The following is an 18,261-nucleotide window of genomic DNA, read 5'->3' as shown; positions in this document are numbered from 1 at the left end:
GGCTCCCAGATCACCAGCGTCAAGCCGTACCTCGCCGCCGTGCGCCGGGTGGTCGGGCTCATGGCCCGGCTGCACGAACAGCACGGACTGGTGCTACCCGAGCTGGACCTGGGCGGCGGCCACGGCATCGCCTACCGCCCCGGCGAGGCGGCCCTCGACCTCACCGCCCTGGCCCGCAGGGTGCGCGCCGAACTGTCCGACGCCTGCGCGGCGGCCGGACTGCCGGTGCCCCGCCTGATCATCGAACCGGGGCGGGCCATCGTGGGCCCGGCAGGGATCGCCGTGTACCGCGTCCTCGCCGTCAAGAGGACCGGCGACCACACCTTCGTCGCCGTCGACGGCGGCATGAGCGACAACCCGCGGCCCGCGCTGTACGGCGTCCGCTACGCGCCCCGGCTCATCGGCCGCGCGAGCGGCGGGCCGTCGGCCCCGGTGACCGTCGTCGGCCGGCACTGCGAGGCGGGCGACGTCCTGGCCGCCGACGTCGAACTTCCCTCCGACCTGCGCCCCGGCGACCTGCTCGCGGTTCCGGTGGCCGGCGCCTACCACCTCTCCATGGCCTCCGGCTACAACCTGGTCGGCCGCCCGCCGGTCACCGCCGTCCGCGACGGCCACGCCCGCCTGCTGGTCCGGCGCGAGTCCCTGGACGACATCCGCCGCCGGGACGTCGGGCTCTGACCGGGCCGCGCCGCCGGCTCACCGTCGGACGAGCGGCAGCCCACGGGCGCACGGACACGGCACAGAGGACACTGTTGCCGACCGTCCCACCGGCCGTGATGAGGTACCGATGGCGTATGGCCTGGCACGCCGTGAACTGAGACCGAAGGTTCCGCTGCGCCCGGGCGAGGGCGACAAACACCGCCTGACCAGCCTGGAAGGGTTGGCCGCGCTCTCCCTGGACGCGCTCAGCTCGGTGGCGTACGGACCCGAGGCGATCGTGCTGGCCCTGGTGGTCGCCGGTACCGGCGCGCTCACCGCGACCCTGCCCATCACCCTCGCGATCGCCTTCCTGCTCGCCGCGCTCGTCGTGTCGTACGGCCAGGTCATCGCCGTACACCCGGACGGCGGTGGCGCCTACGCCGTCGCCAAGGCGGACCTCGGCGCCACCGCGAGCCTGCTGGCCGCCGCCAGCCTGGTCGTCGACTACGTGCTCACCGTCGCCGTGAGTCTCGCCGCGGGCGCCGACGCGCTCGTCTCCGCCTTCCCGGCCCTCGCCCACGACAAGCTGGTCGTCTGCCTGGTCGGCCTGGCCCTGCTGACGGCCGTCAACCTGCGCGGCGTCACCGAGAGCGCCCGGGTGCTGATGCTGCCGACCCTCCTGTTCATCGTGGCGATCCTCGGCGTGATCCTGCTCGGCCTGCTGCGCTCGCACCCGGTCGCCGTCGTCGGCACCGCCCAGCCCGTGCACGCGACCGAGGCGCTGACCGCGCTGGTGGTCCTCAAGGCGTTCTCGTCCGGCTGCTCGGCCCTGACCGGTGTCGAGGCCATCGCCAACGCCGTACCGACCTTCCGCACCCCCAGCGTCAAGCGCGCCCAGCGCACCGAGCTGATGCTCGGCGCGCTGCTCGGGACCATGCTGATCGGCCTGGCCGTCCTCATCCACCGCGACCGTGTCGCCCCGCGCGGCGGGGTGACCGTCCTCGCCCAGCTCACCGCGGGCGCCTACGGCACCGGCTGGCCCTACTACGCCACCAACCTCCTCGTCACCCTCGTCCTCGGTCTGGCCGCCAACACCAGCTTCGGCGGACTGCCGGTGCTGATGAGCCTGCTCGCCCGCGACCACCGGCTGCCCCACCTCTTCGGCCTGCGTGCCGAACGCCCGGTCTACCGCTACGGCGTGGTCGCCCTCGCCCTGCTCGCCGCACTGCTCCTGCTGGCCACCGACGCCGACACCCACCGGCTGCTCCCGCTCTTCGCCATCGGCGTCTTCATCGGCTTCACCCTCAGCCAGGCCGGCCTGGTCCGGCACTGGGCGACCGGGCGCCCGGCAGGCTGGAAACGCCGCGCCTTCATCAACGGCACCGGCGCCGTGCTCACCACCCTGGCCGGCGTCATCCTGCTGTTCACCAAGTTCCTCTCCGGCGCCTGGGTGGTCGTGCTCGCCGTACCCCTGATGATGCTGCTGTTCGCCCGCATCCAGCGCTACTACACCGAGGTGGGCGAGGAGCTGGGCCTCGGCCGCATCCCGGAACCGCCGGTCCGGCGTACCGCCAGCCTGGTGATCGTGCCGATCGGCGAGGTCAGCAAGCTCGCCCGGCACGCCCTCGGCGCCGCCCTCGCCCTCGGCGACGAGGTGGTCGCGGTCGCGGTGCACGGCGACCCGGCCAGGTCCCGGGCGCTGGAGGAGGCCTGGGAGCGCTGGAACCCCGGTGTGCGCCTCGACATCGTCGACAGCCCGCACCGCTCGCTGGTGCAGCCGGTCGTCGAGTACGTGCAACAGGCCGCGGCGGACGGCCGCCAGGTCGCCGTCCTCATCCCCGAGGTGGAGCCGAGGCACCGGCGCTACGAGATCCTCCAGAACCAGCGCGGACTGCTGCTCGCCACCGTCCTGCGGGCCCGCACCGACGTCGTGGTGTGCCTGCTGCCCTACCGGTTGAAGCTGTGACGGCTGCCTTGTCGGGCCCCGGGCCGCCTCCTACAGTGCGCCCCGTAATGTTCGCCGACCGCGCCGAAACTTTCGGCACGGCCTGGGGAGGGGCACACACATGCGCACCTACGGCAACCCGGTCATCCCCGGCTTCCACCCCGACCCGAGCGTGTGCCGGGTCGGGGAGGACTACTACCTCGTCTGTTCCAGCTTCGAGTACTTCCCCGGCGTCCCGCTCTTCCACAGCCGGGACCTGGTGCACTGGCGGCAGCTCGGCAACGTCCTCGACCGGCCCGGCCAGTTGACGCTGCCGGACGACACGCCGGCCTCGGGCGGTGTGTACGCCCCGACGATCCGGCACCACGACGGGCTCTTCCACGTCATCACGACCAATGTCAGCGGCGGGGGCAACCTCCTCGTCACCGCCGAGCGGCCCGAGGGGCCCTGGTCCGACCCGGTGTGGATCGACGTCCCCGGCATCGACCCCGACCTCGCCTGGGACGAGAACGGCGACTGCTGGTGTGCCGTGGCGGGGGTCGCCGTCGCCCGGATCGACACCCGGACCGGGAAGGTGCTGGAGGGGCCGCTGCCGATGTGGTCCGGGACCGGGCTGCGTGACCCCGAGGCGCCGCACCTCCACCGGGTCGGGGAGTGGTGGTACCTGCTGGTCGCCGAGGGCGGCACCGCACTCGGGCACGGGGTGTCCGTGGCCCGCGCCCGTTCGCCGCGCGGGCCCTGGGAGCCCGCGCCCGGCAATCCGCTGCTCTCGCACCGGGGCACCCGGGAACCGGTCCAGTGCACCGGGCACGCCGACCTCGTCCGGGCGGCCGACGGCAGCTGGTGGGCGGTGCTGCTCGGCACCCGGCCGCGCGGCTGGTTCCCCGAGTTCCACGTGCTCGGCCGGGAGACCTTCCTGGCCCCGGTGACGTGGGTGGACGGCTGGCCGCGCATGGGCCGGGTGCGGGAGCGGGAGGAGGCACCGGCCGCCTGGCACCCGCTCGAACAGCCGCCCGTACGCGACGACTTCACGGCCCCCGCCCTCGCGGCGCACTGGATCTCCCCGCGCAGCCGGCCGGACGGGTCCTGGTCGCTTGCCGAACGGCCCGGCTGGCTGACGCTCACGGCCACCGGGGACAGCCTCGACCGCCCCGGGCACACATTCATCGGCCGGCGTCAGCAGCATGCCGACTGCCGGGCCGCCGCACTGCTCGACCCGGCCCCGGGCCGCGCGGGTCTGACGGTCCGTATCGACGAGGCCCACCACTACGACCTGGAGGTGGGCGGGGGAGTGGTGAGCGCGGTCGCACGGATCGGGCCCCTGCGGCAGCGGCTCGCCGAACGCGCGGTGCCGCCGGGCCCGTTGACCCTCGTGGTGGAGATCCGTACCACCCGGGTGCCGCCGCCCACCGCCACCGCTCCAGGGCAGGACGACGGGACCGGCGTCCGTCCCGCCGGGCCCGATGCCGTGACCCTTTCGATCGAAACGTCCGACGGTGTCGTTCGGCTGGCCGAACTCGACGGCCGGTATCTCTCCACCGAGGTGGCAGGCGGGTTCACCGGCCGGGTGATCGGCATGTACGTCACCGAAGGGCGGGCCGCCTTCGACTGGTTCGCATACATGCCGATGAGCTGATGCGCGACACCTTGACGCTCCTGATGCGCCTTTCTAGAGTCGCCGTTCGGAACGTTCGGTGAAAATACCGAATGTTTCGAAAACGGCGGCCCCAGAGCACCACCGAACCAGGACGGCGTCGGTCGTCCCGTACCCCAAGGAGCGCATCATGGGCGACCCGGCACTGTCCCGTCGCGGTTTCCTGGCGGCCACCGCGGCCGCCGGTCTGGGCATGACCGCCCTCAGCGGCTGCGGCGGCTCGGACTCGGGGTCGTCGGGGGGAACGACCACCATCGAGTGGTGGAACATCTCCACGACCAACCCGGCGAAGGGCGTCTGGGCGGCTCTCGCCAAGAAGTTCGAGGCGCAGAACCCCAAGGTCAAGATAAAGATCGTCCAGCTGGAGAACGACGCCTACAAGACGAAGATGACGGCCCTGACCGCCTCCGGGAAGCTCCCCGACATCTTCCACACCTGGGGCGGCGGCGTCCTCCAGCAGCAGGTCGACGCCGGTCTCGTCAAGGACCTCACCGACCCCACCAAGTCCTGGGCCGAAGGCCTGCTCTCGGTCGCCAAGCAGCCGTACCTCCTGGACGGCAAGACGTACGGCATCCCGTTCGACATCGGCATGATCGGCTTCTGGTACAACAAGGCGCTCTTCAAGAAGGCCGGCATCAGCACGCCCCCGGCCACCTGGAGCGGCTTCCTCGACGCCGTGAAGAAGCTGAAGACCGCCGGTGTCACCCCGCTCGCCCTGGCCGGCAAGGAGAGCTGGACCGGCATGTACTACTGGGCCTACCTCGCGATGCGCACCGCCGGGATCGACGCCCTCAAGAAGGCGAACGACGACAAGGACTTCACCGGTGCCGGGTTCGTCGAGGCCGGACAGCACCTGAAGGACCTCGTCGCCCTCCAGCCCTTCCAGAAGGGGTTCCTGGGCGCCGCCTACTCCACCCCGACCGGCCAGGCCGCCACCGTCGGCAACGCCAAGGCCGCGATGGAGCTGATGGGCCAGTGGGCCCCGAGCGTCGAGGCCGACGCCGGGAAGGGCATCGGCGCCGACCTCGGCTTCTTCCCGTTCCCGGCCGTCGAGGGCGGCAAGGGCACCGTCACCGAGGTCTTCGGAGGCGGCGGCGGACACGCGCTGCGCGCCGACGCCCCGCAGGCCGCCGTCGACTTCCTGCAGTTCTTCGCCTCCGAGACCACCGACGTGGAACTGGTGAAGAAGACCGGTGTGCTGCCCGTCCTGCCGGCCGCCGAGAGCGCCCTGACCGACACCAACCTCAAGCTCGTACAGGCCCAGTTGAAGGCCGCCACCGGATTCCAGCTCTACCTCGACCAGGCGTACGCGCCCGCCGTCGGCCAGCAGGTCAACGACAGCGTCGCCGGGCTGATCGCCGGGTCCAAGTCGCCCGAGGACGTCACCCAGGCGATCACCAAGACCGCGAAGGAAGAGCAGTAGGCCGCCCGATGACCTCGACCTACCTGCCCGGCACAAGGTCGGGCCCGGACGCCGCGCCGCAGCCGCTCCCGCCCGCGGGCCGGGCGCGCACCAGGCGCCGGCTGCTGCACTGGCTCACCGCGATGGGCTTCCAGCTGCCCGCCCTCGTCCTGTTCGGCGTCCTCGTCCTGCTGCCGATCCTGTTCGCGCTGTACGCCTCGTTCTTCCGCTGGGGCGGCTTCGGCATGCCCTCCGACTACACCGGCGCCGACAACTTCACCCGGCTCTTCCAGGACGACGTCTTCCTCGGCGACCTGTGGCGCTGCCTGCTCCTGGTCCTGCTGTCGCTGGCGCTGCAACTGCCGTTCGCGCTCGCCATGGCGGTCCTGCTCAACCAGCGCATCCGCGGCCGGGCCGTCTACCGGATGCTGTTCTTCGCGCCGTACGTGCTCTCCGAGGCGATCACCGGCGTCCTGTTCGGCATGATCTTCGCGCCCGGCGACGGTCTCGCCGACCACCTTCTGAGCGACATCGGCCTCGGCGCGCTCGGCGGGAAGTGGTTCTCGGACCCCTCCACCGTCATGGCCACCCTCTTCCTGGTCATGACCTGGAAGTACTTCGGCTTCCACATGATGCTCTACCTGGCCGGACTCCAGTCCATCCCGGCCGAGTTGACGGAGGCCGCGACCGTCGACGGCGCCTCGCCCTGGCAGCGCTTCCGGCACGTCACCCTGCCACTGCTCGCGCCCACCCTGCGCATCAGCGTCTTCCTGTCGGTGATCGGCTCCATCCAGCTCTTCGACCTGGTGTGGGTGGTCACCGCGGGCGGCCCCGACCACCACTCGGAGACCATGGCCGTGACCATGTTCCAGTACGGCTTCAAGCGCTACCAGGTCGGCTACGCGAGCGCGATCAGCGTGGCCATGTTCGCCGTCAGCCTCGTCTTCGCCCTCGCCTACCAGCGGTTCGTGCTCCGCCGTGACCTGGCGGGCGCCACCACGACCATGCGGGGGGACGGCGCATGAGCGACAGCCGCAAGACCGTACGGACACTTCCGCTGCACCTGATTCTCGTCGTGGTCGGCACGCTGATGGTCGTACCCCTGCTGTACGCCCTGCTGTCCGGGTTCAAGACGACCGGCGAGCTGTCCCGCAACCCGGTGGGGCTGCCCGAGTCCTGGGTCGTCTCCAACTACACCGGCATCCTCGGCTCCGGCGCGTTCTGGCGGCTGGTCGGCAACAGCACGCTGATCGCGGTGGCCACCACGGTGCTCGTGGTCGCGGTGTCGGCACTCGCCGCCTTCTCCTTCGCGAGGTTCGCGTTCCGCGGGCGGGAAGTCCTGTTCACCGTGTTCACGATGGGCCTGATGTTCCCCTTCGCGGTGGCCGCCCTGCCCCTCTTCCTGCTGCTGCGCTCGATGAACCTGCTGGACAACCCGCTGGGTGTGATCCTTCCGCAGGCCGCGTTCGGGCTGCCGATGACCATCATCATCCTGCGCGGCTTCTTCCGGGAGATCCCCGGCGAGCTGGAGGAGGCGGCCACCCTCGACGGCTGCGGGCCGTTCGCCTTCTTCTGGCGGATCCTGCTGCCCATGGCCCGGCCCGCGCTCGGCACGGTCTCCGTGCTCGCGGTCGTCACCAGCTGGAACAACTTCTTCCTGCCGCTGCTGGTCTTCACCGATCCGAAGTGGTGGACGATCCCGGTCGGTGTGCAGCAGTTCCAGGGCCAGTACGCCACCGACACCGCCCGGGTCTTCGCCTACCTGGTCCTCGCCATGGTTCCCGCCCTGGCCTTCTACTCGGTCGCCGAGCGCCAGCTCGTCGGCGGCCTCACCGCCGGCGCCACCAAGGGCTGATTCACCACTGGTCGTCCCGACTGGTCATCCCTACTGATCGGAGTCGCACGATGTCCCGTACCCGGCTCAGACTCGCCGGTGCCCTCGCGGCCGTACTCGTGGCGGCCGGAGTGGCCACCGGCCCGGCCGCCCAGGCCCACGACCGGCAGCCCACCCTCGCCGAACTGGCCCAGCGCCACGGCCGCTACTTCGGCAGCGCCACCGACAACCCCGAACTCACCGACACCGCCTACACGAAGCTGCTCGGCACCGAGTTCGACATGATCACGCCCGGCAACGGCATGAAGTGGTACGCCACCGAGCCCCAGCAGGGCGTCTTCGACTGGACCAACGGCGACCAGATCGTGAACCTGGCCCGCAGGAACCACCAGCAGGTCCGCGCCCACACCCTGGTCTGGCACAGCCAGCTGCCCGACTGGCTCACCTCACGCGACTGGACGGCCAACGAACTGCGGGCCGTCCTGAAGAAGCACATCCAGACCGAGGTACGGCACTACCGGGGCAAGGTCTACTCCTGGGACGTCGTCAACGAAGCCTTCAACGAGGACGGCAGCTACCGCGAGACCCTCTGGTACAAGACGCTCGGCCCCGGCTACATCGCGGACGCACTGCGCTGGGCCCACCAGGCCGACCCGCACGCGAAGCTCTACCTCAACGACTACAACATCGAGGCCCTCGGCGCGAAGAGCGACGCCTACTACGCGCTCGCCGAGCAGCTCAAGGCCGCAGGCGTCCCGCTGGACGGCATCGGCTTCCAGGCCCACCTCGCCCTCCAGTACGGCTATCCGGCCACTCTGGAGGACAACCTCCGCCGCTTCTCCCGCCTCGGCCTGGACACCGCGCTCACCGAGGTGGACATACGGATGCAACTGCCGGCCACCGACGAGAAGCTGGCCGAGCAGGCCGCCTGGTACGCCGATCTGACCAAGGCCTGCCTGGCGGTCCGGCACTGCGTGGGCATCACGGTCTGGGACTACACGGACAAGTACTCGTGGATCCCGGCGTTCTTCCCCGGTGAGGGTGCGGCCCTGCCCTGGGACGAGCAACTCGCCCCCAAACCGGCCTACTTCGCGCTGCGCACAGCGCTCGGCTACACGGGGTGACCAACCCCGGACGCACGTCGGGGCCGGTGCGCACCATGTGTGTGCGTCCGGCCCCTGCTGGTCACCGGGCGGAGCGGCGGGGCCGCCCGGGGTGGTGCGGTGGTCTCTCAGGCGGCGGTCACCACGCGGCCGGCACCGAGCGGGCGGTGCGGCGCGATGATCTGGCCGTCGGGCAGGAGCTCACCGGTGTCCTCGAAGAGCAGAACGCCGTTGCACAGCAGGCTCCAGCCCTGCTCCGGGTGGTGCGCCGTGAGGCGGGCGGACTCCCGGTCGGCGGATTCGGCGGTCGGACACGGCGGCTGGTGCTGGCACATGGATAGGGTCTCTCGCTCGGTCGTGATCATGTCGGTCCCCCGTACTGATGAGTCGGTCGGAATCCAGTGTTGCCTTTCGGGCGTTGCTCCGCAGGGATTTCGCTGCACCGCTTCTCACAGGTTGGAGACGCGTCACCCGCGCGGACGGTTCATCCCGGCCGGGTTGCCGATTCGGATGGTTTTACATGGCCGGATGGGGCTAGTCCGGACGGCGGGCCATTGCGACGTGAGGGCTATTCCGGCTCTTAGGAGCAGTGAATTGCTCGTACGAGCGGAATCCGGTGCCTCGGACCATGACACCGGTACCTCGGGGCTGTGCCATACAAAAATACGCCCGTCCCCCGGAACGCGCGCGTACCCCGCCGCTCGACCGGTAGCGGCGGGGTACGGCGGCGACGGTGTCAGGCGGGCGTGATGAGCAGGGGGGCCGGGGTGATCCTGTCGGTCAGCACCGGGAGCAGCTCGGCGACCAGGTGCGGCCGGTGGGACGCGATACCGGGCGGGGCGGGTGCCAGCGGCACGAGCAGGTCGGTGGCGGCCGGGTGTCCCTCGGCGCCGTCCGCCGTGCAGTCGCCGTGCAGCCACAGGGTGAGCATGTAGAGGCCCGGCAGGGACAACAGGCGCGGCTGGTACGTCTGTTGCAGGACCTCGGCCTGGTGCAGGGCGCGCTCGGTGGAGGTGATGTAGGGGCCCTCGAAGAAGTGTGAGAAGGCCCAGCCGTCCGGGGTGAGCATCGTGTCGGCCGCGGCCACTGCCCGGTCGCCGCAACGGATCAGGAAGCGCCAGCCGGCCAGCCGGGTGGCGGACACGCCCTCCGGGGTGATCCGGTCCAGCACGTGCACGGGAAGCGGGAGTTCGGGGGTCGCGGGTCCCTGGGCGGTACGCAGGGACGGGGTCCGGGCCTCGCGGACCGCGGTGGGGGAACCGAGGGCGGTGAGGACGGAACGCAGTGCGGGCGCGGGGGCAGGAGGGACTTGCAGCGGCATGGTGGGTCGCCTCTCATTCGACAGGCGCGGTGGCGCGAGGGCGGGGGGCGGACGGCGCTGTCAGCTCACAGGGGTCAGAGAGGCGGGGGCCCGGTTCGGTGAAGAGAGGTGCGGGCGTTGCCTGCCGCACGTCACTCAGGCGGCAGGAACCAGGACCGTGGGCGCCAGCCTTCTGCCTTGTCCGCGGAGTTTATACGACGCCTGTTCAGGTGGTGTTTCACCGGGCCGTTTCATACATCAGAACAAGGTGCAATTCGGCCGTGGATTCGTGCGGAATCCTCCCGATTTCCTGCCCGTCGGAACCCCGCTGACCTCGGATTTCGAGGCTGTCGCGGTAGGCCGGATGTAGTCGGCGTTTTTCACGAGGGGAACGGGGAACCCGAAGTTGCGTGCTGCTCCATGCCTCGTGAATGTGCCGCGGGACACATTCCAACAGAGTAGCGGGTGCCGGTGCCCCGCGCGACGTTATCGATCGCCTCCGCTGGGCATCATCCCACCTGGACTCGGGACACCGGCGGCCGGAAGCCCGGCCCGCCCATTCGAGGAGGGACGCTTCGATGGGGGAGAAGGTCGCGGCGGGCCGGTACGACCTGTCCGATCGCCGGCGCTACCGCGAAAAGCTCCACGACTGTCTGGCGGGGCTGGAGCGGCTGCTGGTGGAGAAGCGGTTCGATCGCCCCAAGAACCTCATGGGCGTCGAGATCGAATTGAATCTGGCCGGTGCCGACGGCTTGCCGAGAATGTTGAACGGTCAGGTTCTGGAACGTATCGCGAGCCGCGATTTCCAAACAGAACTCGCCATGTTCAATCTGGAAGTGAACATAGCTCCACACCGGCTCGGCGGCCGGGTTTTCGACCGGCTCGCGGAGGAACTCAGGACCTCGCTGGCCTACGCCGACCGGAAGGCGGGCGAGGTGGACGCCGGGATCGTGATGACCGGGATCCTGCCCACGCTCGAGCGGGACGACCTGGTCTCCGCGAACCTCTCCGAGGTGGACCGGTACACCTTGCTGAACGACCAGATCGTGGCCGCCCGCGGCGAGGACTTCCTGCTCGACATCGAGGGCGTCGAGCATCTCGTGTGCACCTCGAAGTCGATCGTCCCGGAGGCCGCCTGCACCTCCGTGCAACTGCACCTCCAGGTCACCCCGGCCCGCTTCGCCGACGTGTGGAACGCGGCGCAGGCGGCTGTCGCCGCGCAGATCGCCGTGGGCGCGAACTCCCCGTTCCTCTTCGGCCGCGAACTGTGGCGGGAGTCCCGCCCCCCGCTGTTCCTCCAGGCCACCGACACCCGCCCGCCGGAGCTCCAGGCACAGGGCGTGCGGCCGCGCACCTGGTTCGGCGAACGCTGGATCAGCTCGGCGTACGAGCTCTTCGAGGAGAACCTGCGCTTCTTCCCGGCGCTGCTGCCGATCTGCGACGACGAGGACCCGCTGGCCGTGCTGGACGAGGGCGGGGTGCCGAAGCTCGCGGAACTCGTCCTGCACAACGGGACCGTGTACCGCTGGAACCGGCCGGTCTACGGCATCGCCGACGGCGTCCCCCACCTGCGCGTCGAGAACCGCGTGCTGCCGGCCGGGCCCACCGTCACCGACGTCGTCGCCAACGCGGCGTTCTACTACGGCCTGGTCCGCGCCCTCGCGGAGGAGTCCCGCCCGGTGTGGACCCGGCTGCCGTTCGCCACGGCCGAGGCGAACTTCGACGCGGCGTGCCGGTACGGGATCGACGCACGGCTGGTCTGGCCGAGGCGGGCGCGGTACGGCGGCGGTACGGCGGAGGTGGACGCGGTCACCCTGGTCCGCGACGAGCTGCTGCCGCTGGCGGAGGCCGGGCTGGACGCGTGGGGAGTGGACCCCGCCGACCGGGACTTCTATCTCGGCGTGATCGAGGAGCGGTGCCGCAGGCGGGTCAACGGGGCGTCCTGGCAGGCGGCGACGTTCCACCGGGCACTGGAGCGGGGGCTGCCGAGGGATGCGGCGCTCGCGGCGCTGACGCGGCGTTATGCGGAGCTGATGAACGAGGGCGATCCGGTGCACACCTGGCCGGTGGGGTTATTGGAGCCGGTGCCGCTGGGGTGAGACCGACGGGGCGGCGCCGTGGGGGGTGCGGCGGGGTGCCGGGTGCGGCGCCGTTTGGGCTGGTCGCGCCCACGCGGCGGAGCCGCACATCGACACAGCCCCGCGCCCCTTACGGGGCGCTGCAGCGGGGGTCGGTCGTGCCTGTTCCAGGTTGATCGGGCAAGCTGGGTCGTCCCATGGGGCGGCGGGATTGCTCGACTGGAGGCAGGAGTGCAGGTGGAGGCGGATCAGGTGGCCGGTGCTTACCCACTGGAGCGGCCCTCGCAACGCATGTTCAGGGACGAGACGCTGCTCGTTCTGGGGCTCTCGCTCGGTGCGAGCGGAGTGTCCGCGCTGATCAGCTTCGTCGGCTCGGTCACCAAACCGGGCGGCCTCAAGGACCAGGCGGCGACCCTCAACGCGTCGGCCGCGCCGGGCCGCCCCTGGCTGGATCTGGCCTGGCAGCTCTTCGGTATCGCGACGGCACTCGTCCCCGTCCTCCTCGTCGCCCACCTCCTCCTCCGTGAGGGCGCGAGCCTGCGCACGCTCGGCTTCGACCGCACCCGCCCCTGGCCCGACCTCGGGCGCGGCGCGGCGATCGCCTCGGTGATCGGCAGCGCCGGAATCGCCTTCTACCTGGTCGCACGCGGCCTCGGCTTCAACCTCACGGTGGTCCCGGAGGCGCTGCCGGACGTGTGGTGGAAGTACCCCGTGCTGATCCTCTCCGCGATGCAGAACGCGATCCTCGAAGAGGTCATCGTGGTCGGCTACCTGCTGCGCCGCCTTGACCAGTTGGGCTGGACCGCCGGCACGGCGCTGGTGGCCAGTTCCGTCCTGCGCGGCTCGTACCACCTCTACCAGGGGATCGGCGGCTTCGTCGGCAACATGGTGATGGGCGTCGTCTTCGTCTGCCTGTACCGGCGATGGGGCCGGGTCGGTCCCCTGGTGGTCGCGCACTCCCTGCTCGACATCGGCGCCTTCGTCGGCTACGCGCTGCTCGCGGGCAAGGTGGGCTGGCTGCCTACGGCGTGAGCAGTTCGCCGTCGATGACCGTGACCGCGCGCCCGGTCAGCAGGACGCGGTCGCCGCGCAGCGCGGTGCGGACGAGTCCGGTACGGCGGGAAGCCTGGAGCCCCGTGAGATCGGGCCTCCCCAGCCGCCCGGACCAGTGCGGCGCGAGGGCGGTGTGCGCACTCCCCGTCACCGGATCCTCATCGATGCCGACGTTCGGGAAGAAGCAGCGGGAGACGTAGTCGTACCCCTTGGCCGGGTCCTCGGCGCGGGCGGTGGCGATGATCCCGCGCGAGGAGTGCGCGCCGAGGTTCCTGTGGTCCGGGCAGAGGCCGAGGACCGTCTTCTCGTCGGCGAGTTCGATGAGCAGGTCGCCGATGTTCGCCCCGGTGTCGAACACGGCGACGGGCTCTGCGCCGAGTGCCTCTGCGACACCGTCGGGTGCGTCGACCCGGGTGAGCGGCGCGGTCGGAAAGTCCAGGGTGATGGTCCCGTCCGGACCGGTCGAGGCGATCAGCACCCCACTCCGGGTGGCGAACCGCACGGGACCTGCGTGCGCCCCCGTGGTGTGCAGCACATGAGCCGTGGCGAGGGTGGCATGCCCGCACATCGCGACCTCCGTGACCGGCGTGAACCACCGCAACGCCCAGTCGGCGTCCCCGCCTTCGGGCAGCGGGTGCGCGAACGCGGTCTCGGCGTGGTTCACCTCCATGGCCACGCTCTGCATCCACCCGTCCTCGGGAAAGCCGTCCAGCAGCACCACCCCGGCCGGATTCCCGGCGAACGGCCGCTCGGTAAAGGCATCGACGATTCGAATCCGCATGAACCAGACGCTAGGCCCTGCCCACCGCCCCCGACCAAGGCCAATCCCGGAGCCCTGGCCCGATTTCCGCGAAGTGCGGCCAAATGGGGGGCAGGGTGTCGCTTACCGGCGCTTGCAGGATGCCTCCCCCGGCCGAAGGCTGGGGGAGGAACTGCGCGAAGACGCACAACGGCGCCGCACCGGCCGGTCGGCCTCGGTTCCCACGGCGCTGACGCCCCCTCACACACCCCTGCCGACGAAAAGGGCCGACCCGTCACCGAGTCGGCCCTCCTGAGCGGAACGCTCAGTCCGTGCCCAGTTCCATCGCCGCCCGGTCCAGCAGTTCGTCGGCGTCCGGCGCAGCCTCCCCGCGGGACGCGATCGCCTCGGCGCCCCCCTCCGGCATGCTGCCGATCAGACCGGTCGCCGCCGCCTGCGCCGCACCGATCGCCGGGTTGGCGGAACCGATCAGGCCCAGCCCCGCGTACTGCTCCAGCTTCGCGCGGGAGTCGGCGATGTCCAGGTTGCGCATGGTGAGCTGGCCGATCCGGTCCACCGGACCGAACGCCGCGTCCTCGGTGCGCTCCATCGACAGCTTGTCGGGGTGGTAGCTGAACGCAGGCCCCGTCGTGTCGAGGATCGAGTAGTCCTCGCCACGGCGCAGCCGCAGCGTCACCTCACCGGTGACGGCCGCGCCGACCCACCGCTGCAGCGACTCGCGGATCATCAGCGCCTGCGGGTCCAGCCACCGGCCCTCGTACATCAGCCGTCCGAGCCGCCGGCCCTCGTTGTGGTACTGCGCGACCGTGTCCTCGTTGTGGATCGCGTTGACGAGCCGCTCGTACGCCGCGTGCAGCAGCGCCATGCCGGGCGCCTCGTAGATGCCCCGGCTCTTGGCCTCGATGATCCGGTTCTCGATCTGGTCGGACATGCCGAGCCCGTGCCGGCCGCCGATCGCGTTGGCCTCCATGACCAGCTCGACGGCGGTCTCGAACTCCTTGCCGTTGATGGTCACGGGGCGGCCCTGGTCGAAGCCGATCGTGACGTCCTCGGGGAGGATCTCGACCTCGGGGTCCCAGAACCGCACGCCCATGATCGGCTCGACGGTCTCGATGCCGTTGTCCAGGTGCTCCAGGGTCTTCGCCTCGTGTGTGGCACCCCAGATGTTGGCGTCGGTGGAGTACGCCTTCTCGGTGCTGTCCCGGTACGGCAGCCCGTGGGCCACCAGCCACTCGGACATCTCCTTGCGGCCGCCGAGCTCGGTCACGAAGTCCGCGTCCAGCCACGGCTTGTAGATCCGCAGGTGCGGGTTGGCGAGCAGCCCGTACCGGTAGAACCGCTCGATGTCGTTGCCCTTGAAGGTCGAGCCGTCGCCCCAGATCTGGACGTCGTCCTCCAGCATGGCCCGCACCAGCAGCGTGCCGGTGACGGCCCGGCCGAGCGGCGTGGTGTTGAAGTACGCCCTCCCGCCCGAGCGGATGTGGAACGCACCGCAGGTGAGCGCGGCCAGGCCCTCCTCGACCAGCGCGGCCCGGCAGTCGACCAGGCGCGCGATCTCGGCACCGTAGGTGTGCGCACGACCGGGCACCGAGGCGATGTCGGGCTCGTCGTACTGGCCGATGTCGGCGGTGTAGGTGCACGGGACGGCGCCCTTGTCGCGCATCCACGCGACCGCCACGGAGGTGTCGAGCCCGCCGGAGAAGGCGATGCCGACGCGCTCGCCGGCGGGAAGGGAGGTGAGGACCTTGGACATAGGAAGATTATGCATGAGAACGCATGGTCATGCAACGTCCCTGTTGGGCGCATCCCGCTCCGCCCGTCGCGACGCGGCCTCCGGTCACGGGGAGGCGCACAGGGCGTGGTCGATCAGGGCGCTCGCCGCGTTCTCCTGGCCCAGGATGTGCTCCGGGGTGTCGCCGCGGGCCTCGGACATGGGGACCACGGCACTTCGTTCGCCGTCGCCGGTGACGCCGTTGAGCGTGATGTAGCCGCCGTCCCCGCCCTCGTGGCTCCAGTAGGTTCCGCCGCAGCTCAGCGGGCGTTCGGCCAGGCCGAGCCCGTACCGGCCGCCGGGCCAAAGCTGTTGGACCTCCGCGCTCACGGGGACGGTCCGCTTCATCTCGGCCAGCTGCCGCGCCGGTAGCAGGCGGCCGGCGAGCAGTGCGCGGAGGAGGCCGTTCTCGTCCCGTGTGGTCGTGACCCACGAGAGGTTCTCGTGGTCGACCGGTATCTGGTCGGTGACGTCCACCACGGAACCGGGGCCGAAGCGCTGGTAGGCCTCGGCATGCGGGCGGGGCAGGGTGGGCGAGGTGCCGACCCACCGGGTCCGGTCGAGGCCGAGCGGGCGCAGGATGCGGTCTTCGATCGCCCGGTGGGCGGGTCGGCCGGTGGCCTTCTGAATGATCATGCCGAGCAGGACGTAGCCGGTGCTGGAGTACTCCCAGCCGTCGCCGGGCGGGAAGTCCGGCGCGTGCGCCATGGCCCGGTCGACCAGCTGCTCGGGGCCGTACACGTCGTGGCGCTGCTGGTGGTACTCCTCCGGAGTGGTGTATCCGGGCAGGTCGTCGTGGATGCCACTGGTGTGCTGGAGGAGCTGGCGGAGGGTGATCCGGCGGCCGTCGTTGCCGTTGTCCCGCACCACTCCGGGCAGCCAGTGGTCGACCGTGTCGTCCAGGGACAGCCGGCCCTCGGCCTCCAGTTGGAGGACCACGGTGGCGACCAGCGTCTTGGACGTGCTGGCCATGCGGAAGTAGCCGTCGGAAGAGACCGGGCGCCCGGTGGCCAGGTCGGCGGTGCCGCTGGTGGCGACCGACTGCCGACCGTCGGGCCCGATCACGCGAGCCTGCACACCGCTGACACCGAGGGCCTGGATCGCCGCGGTGTCCCGGCGTAGCCGCTCCACGGCGGAGGGGCCGGCGGACTGGGCGACGGCGTCGGCCGTCTCGGCGGCGAGCAGTGTGGTGACCGCGAGTGCCATAGCGAGGCGCTTCCGAAGTGTCGACGTCATGGCCGAACGCTAATTTTCGCCCTCGCCGGGGCGCGATCCGACGCACCCCCGGATCGGGAAGGGGGTTTCCCCCCGGATCGGCTGTCCCGTCTCACTCAAACGGGTCGCTTTCTCCATGAACCGAGTCGTTCGGGCTTCTGCCTCAGCGAACCCAGTCGCGCGGTTGCGTGCGTTGGGGGTGCTGGATCTGGTATGTACGTTCCGCTGGTCCCGAGGTGAGCGTCACTTCCCGGGCTGGTACCGGGCGGCGGCGACCGGGCGGCACGTCGGCAGTGCCGGCCCGTCGCAGGAGGGGCGCATGCGGCCATGCTGGTCCGGCCTCCGTCCTCTGGCGCCGGCGACCCCCGAACCGGCCGCGTAGTCACGGACTCGTGTGATCAGTCCGCTGTGGACCGGACTCGTGGCGTGTCGGTGCGTAGGGGCTGTTGTTGCCATCCTGGACGTGCAGGACCAGGCCTCGGTGTTCAAGGACACCGTTCTTGTGGGTGTTGACGACGGGCCGCCAGACGGCGCCGGGCATGCGTGACATGGGTGCTCCAGGGCATGGCCGAGGCTCCGGCCGGGACGGCCCCGGAGCGACGGACCGCATTCGGGTGGATGAAGCCAGGCCCGTCGCACAGTCCTGCAGCGGACACCGACGGCACCCGGATACGAGTCCACGGCCACCCCGGCACGGGGGACGTCGGCGGGTGAAGCAGGGGCTTGCCATCCGAACGCTTCCGATATATCGTCGAAGCATCGCGAACGATACGCGACAGATCAAAGATGAATGGAGTGATTGCTATGCGTTCCCACGGATTCGAGCGTGGACATGGTCAGAGCGGCTCCCACCCGTACGGGCGGGGCGGCTTCGGTGGACGTGACGGTCGGCGTGCGGCGTTCGGGCCCTTCGGTCCGGGTGGCCCCGGCTTCGGCCCCGGCGGTCCTGGTTTCGGACCGGGGCACTGGGGGCCGCGAGGACGCGGGGGTCCCAGGGGAAGGGCGCGGCGCGGTGACGTACGGGCCTCGATCCTGGCCCTGCTGAAGGACCGCCCGATGCACGGTTACGAGATGATCCAGGAGATCGCCGAGCGCAGCGGCGGTGCGTGGAAGCCCAGCCCCGGCTCGGTCTACCCCACCCTCCAGCTGCTGGAGGACGAGGGCCTGATCGCCAGCGAGAGCGAGGGCGGCAAGAAGCTGTTCTCCCTCACCGACAGCGGCCGCACCGCGGCCGACGAGGGGCCGGACGCCCCCTGGGAAGAGGCTTCCCGCGGGGTCGACTTCGAGGCCCTGAGCGAGATCCGCCAGGCCGGCTTCGGTCTCATGGAGGCCTTCGGGCAGGTCTGGAAGACCGGTAGTAAGGAGCAGCGCGAGAAGGCGCTGGCCGTCATCAACGAGACCCGCAAGAAGCTGTACCTCATCCTCGCCGACGAGGACTGACCCTCGGGCACGAGGTGAGACCGGGCGCCCCGCGGAATGATCCGCGGGGCGCCCCGGCGCGTCCGGG

General features: G+C 70.8%; 15 protein-coding genes. 10 read left to right on the top strand and 5 right to left on the bottom strand.

What is annotated here, in order from left to right:
• The 7 genes from ACFWPS_RS30350 to ACFWPS_RS30320 all read left to right on the top strand — a co-directional run.
• On the top strand, positions 1-678 hold a 678-nt coding region (locus ACFWPS_RS30350), incomplete at its 5' end, for a diaminopimelate decarboxylase family protein (protein ID WP_383710487.1).
• Positions 679-787: 109 nt separating this feature from the next.
• Positions 788-2,605, top strand: coding sequence for an APC family permease (locus tag ACFWPS_RS30345; protein WP_383710483.1), 1,818 nt, complete (start codon positions 788-790; stop codon positions 2,603-2,605).
• Between the two features lie 100 nt (positions 2,606-2,705).
• On the top strand, positions 2,706-4,220 hold the full coding sequence (locus ACFWPS_RS30340) for a glycoside hydrolase family 43 protein (RefSeq protein WP_383710480.1): 1,515 nt from the start codon (positions 2,706-2,708) through the stop codon (positions 4,218-4,220).
• Positions 4,221-4,368: 148 nt separating this feature from the next.
• Positions 4,369-5,661, top strand: a complete 1,293-nt coding sequence (locus tag ACFWPS_RS30335) for an extracellular solute-binding protein (RefSeq protein ID WP_383710477.1) — start codon at positions 4,369-4,371, stop codon at positions 5,659-5,661.
• 8 nt (positions 5,662-5,669) lie between these two features.
• Positions 5,670-6,665 carry a carbohydrate ABC transporter permease gene (locus ACFWPS_RS30330; protein WP_383710474.1) on the top strand — a complete coding sequence of 332 codons (996 nt, stop codon included), beginning with the start codon at positions 5,670-5,672 and terminating at the stop codon, positions 6,663-6,665.
• Positions 6,662-7,495 (top strand): carbohydrate ABC transporter permease, encoded by an 834-nt coding sequence (locus ACFWPS_RS30325; RefSeq protein ID WP_383710472.1) that lies wholly within the window; start codon positions 6,662-6,664, stop codon positions 7,493-7,495. Before ACFWPS_RS30330 ends, ACFWPS_RS30325 begins: the two co-directional genes overlap by 4 nt.
• A gap of 50 nt (positions 7,496-7,545) precedes the next feature.
• Positions 7,546-8,598, top strand: coding sequence for an endo-1,4-beta-xylanase (locus ACFWPS_RS30320; RefSeq protein WP_383710469.1), 1,053 nt, complete (start codon positions 7,546-7,548; stop codon positions 8,596-8,598).
• Positions 8,599-8,705: 107 nt separating this feature from the next.
• Here the strand turns inward: ACFWPS_RS30320 and ACFWPS_RS30315 are convergent, their stop codons facing one another.
• Together ACFWPS_RS30315 and ACFWPS_RS30310 are read right to left on the bottom strand one after the other, a co-directional pair.
• Complete coding sequence (locus tag ACFWPS_RS30315; protein ID WP_089105610.1) at positions 8,706-8,912, bottom strand: DUF5999 family protein; 207 nt, start codon at positions 8,910-8,912, stop codon at positions 8,706-8,708.
• A gap of 401 nt (positions 8,913-9,313) precedes the next feature.
• Positions 9,314-9,898, bottom strand: coding sequence for a hypothetical protein (locus ACFWPS_RS30310; protein ID WP_383710466.1), 585 nt, complete (start codon positions 9,896-9,898; stop codon positions 9,314-9,316).
• Positions 9,899-10,455: 557 nt separating this feature from the next.
• Here ACFWPS_RS30310 and ACFWPS_RS30305 point away from each other — a divergent pair.
• Complete coding sequence (locus ACFWPS_RS30305; protein WP_383710464.1) at positions 10,456-11,976, top strand: glutamate--cysteine ligase; 1,521 nt, start codon at positions 10,456-10,458, stop codon at positions 11,974-11,976.
• A gap of 210 nt (positions 11,977-12,186) precedes the next feature.
• Positions 12,187-12,987, top strand: a complete 801-nt coding sequence (locus ACFWPS_RS30300) for a CPBP family intramembrane glutamic endopeptidase (RefSeq protein ID WP_383710460.1) — start codon at positions 12,187-12,189, stop codon at positions 12,985-12,987.
• On the opposite strand, the gene ACFWPS_RS30295 is transcribed toward ACFWPS_RS30300, so the two are convergent.
• The 3 genes from ACFWPS_RS30295 to ACFWPS_RS30285 all read right to left on the bottom strand — a co-directional run bounded on the left by ACFWPS_RS30295 (position 12,977) and on the right by ACFWPS_RS30285 (position 16,775).
• A complete protein-coding gene (locus ACFWPS_RS30295) occupies positions 12,977-13,789 on the bottom strand; it encodes a PhzF family phenazine biosynthesis protein (RefSeq protein ID WP_383710457.1) in 813 nt (270 codons plus the stop codon). The two genes, ACFWPS_RS30300 and ACFWPS_RS30295, sit on opposite strands and share 11 nt — an antisense overlap.
• A gap of 283 nt (positions 13,790-14,072) precedes the next feature.
• On the bottom strand, positions 14,073-15,521 hold the full coding sequence (argG, locus tag ACFWPS_RS30290) for an argininosuccinate synthase (RefSeq protein WP_383710455.1): 1,449 nt from the start codon (positions 15,519-15,521) through the stop codon (positions 14,073-14,075).
• 84 nt (positions 15,522-15,605) lie between these two features.
• On the bottom strand, positions 15,606-16,775 hold the full coding sequence (locus tag ACFWPS_RS30285) for a serine hydrolase domain-containing protein (protein WP_383710453.1): 1,170 nt from the start codon (positions 16,773-16,775) through the stop codon (positions 15,606-15,608).
• 783 nt (positions 16,776-17,558) lie between these two features.
• On the opposite strand from ACFWPS_RS30285, the gene ACFWPS_RS30280 reads away from it, so the two are divergent.
• The gene (locus ACFWPS_RS30280; protein ID WP_383710450.1) at positions 17,559-18,194 is read left to right on the top strand and encodes a PadR family transcriptional regulator; all 636 of its coding nucleotides are present in this window, start codon (positions 17,559-17,561) and stop codon (positions 18,192-18,194) included.
• The last annotated feature ends 67 nt before the right edge of the window (positions 18,195-18,261 follow it).

The organism is Streptomyces sp. NPDC058457 (assembly GCF_042720695.1).
In the GTDB taxonomy this organism is placed as follows: Bacteria; Actinomycetota; Actinomycetes; order Streptomycetales; family Streptomycetaceae; genus Streptomyces.
The sequence above is the reverse complement of the archived record's forward strand: the minus strand, read 5'-3'. Positions and strand labels throughout refer to the sequence as shown.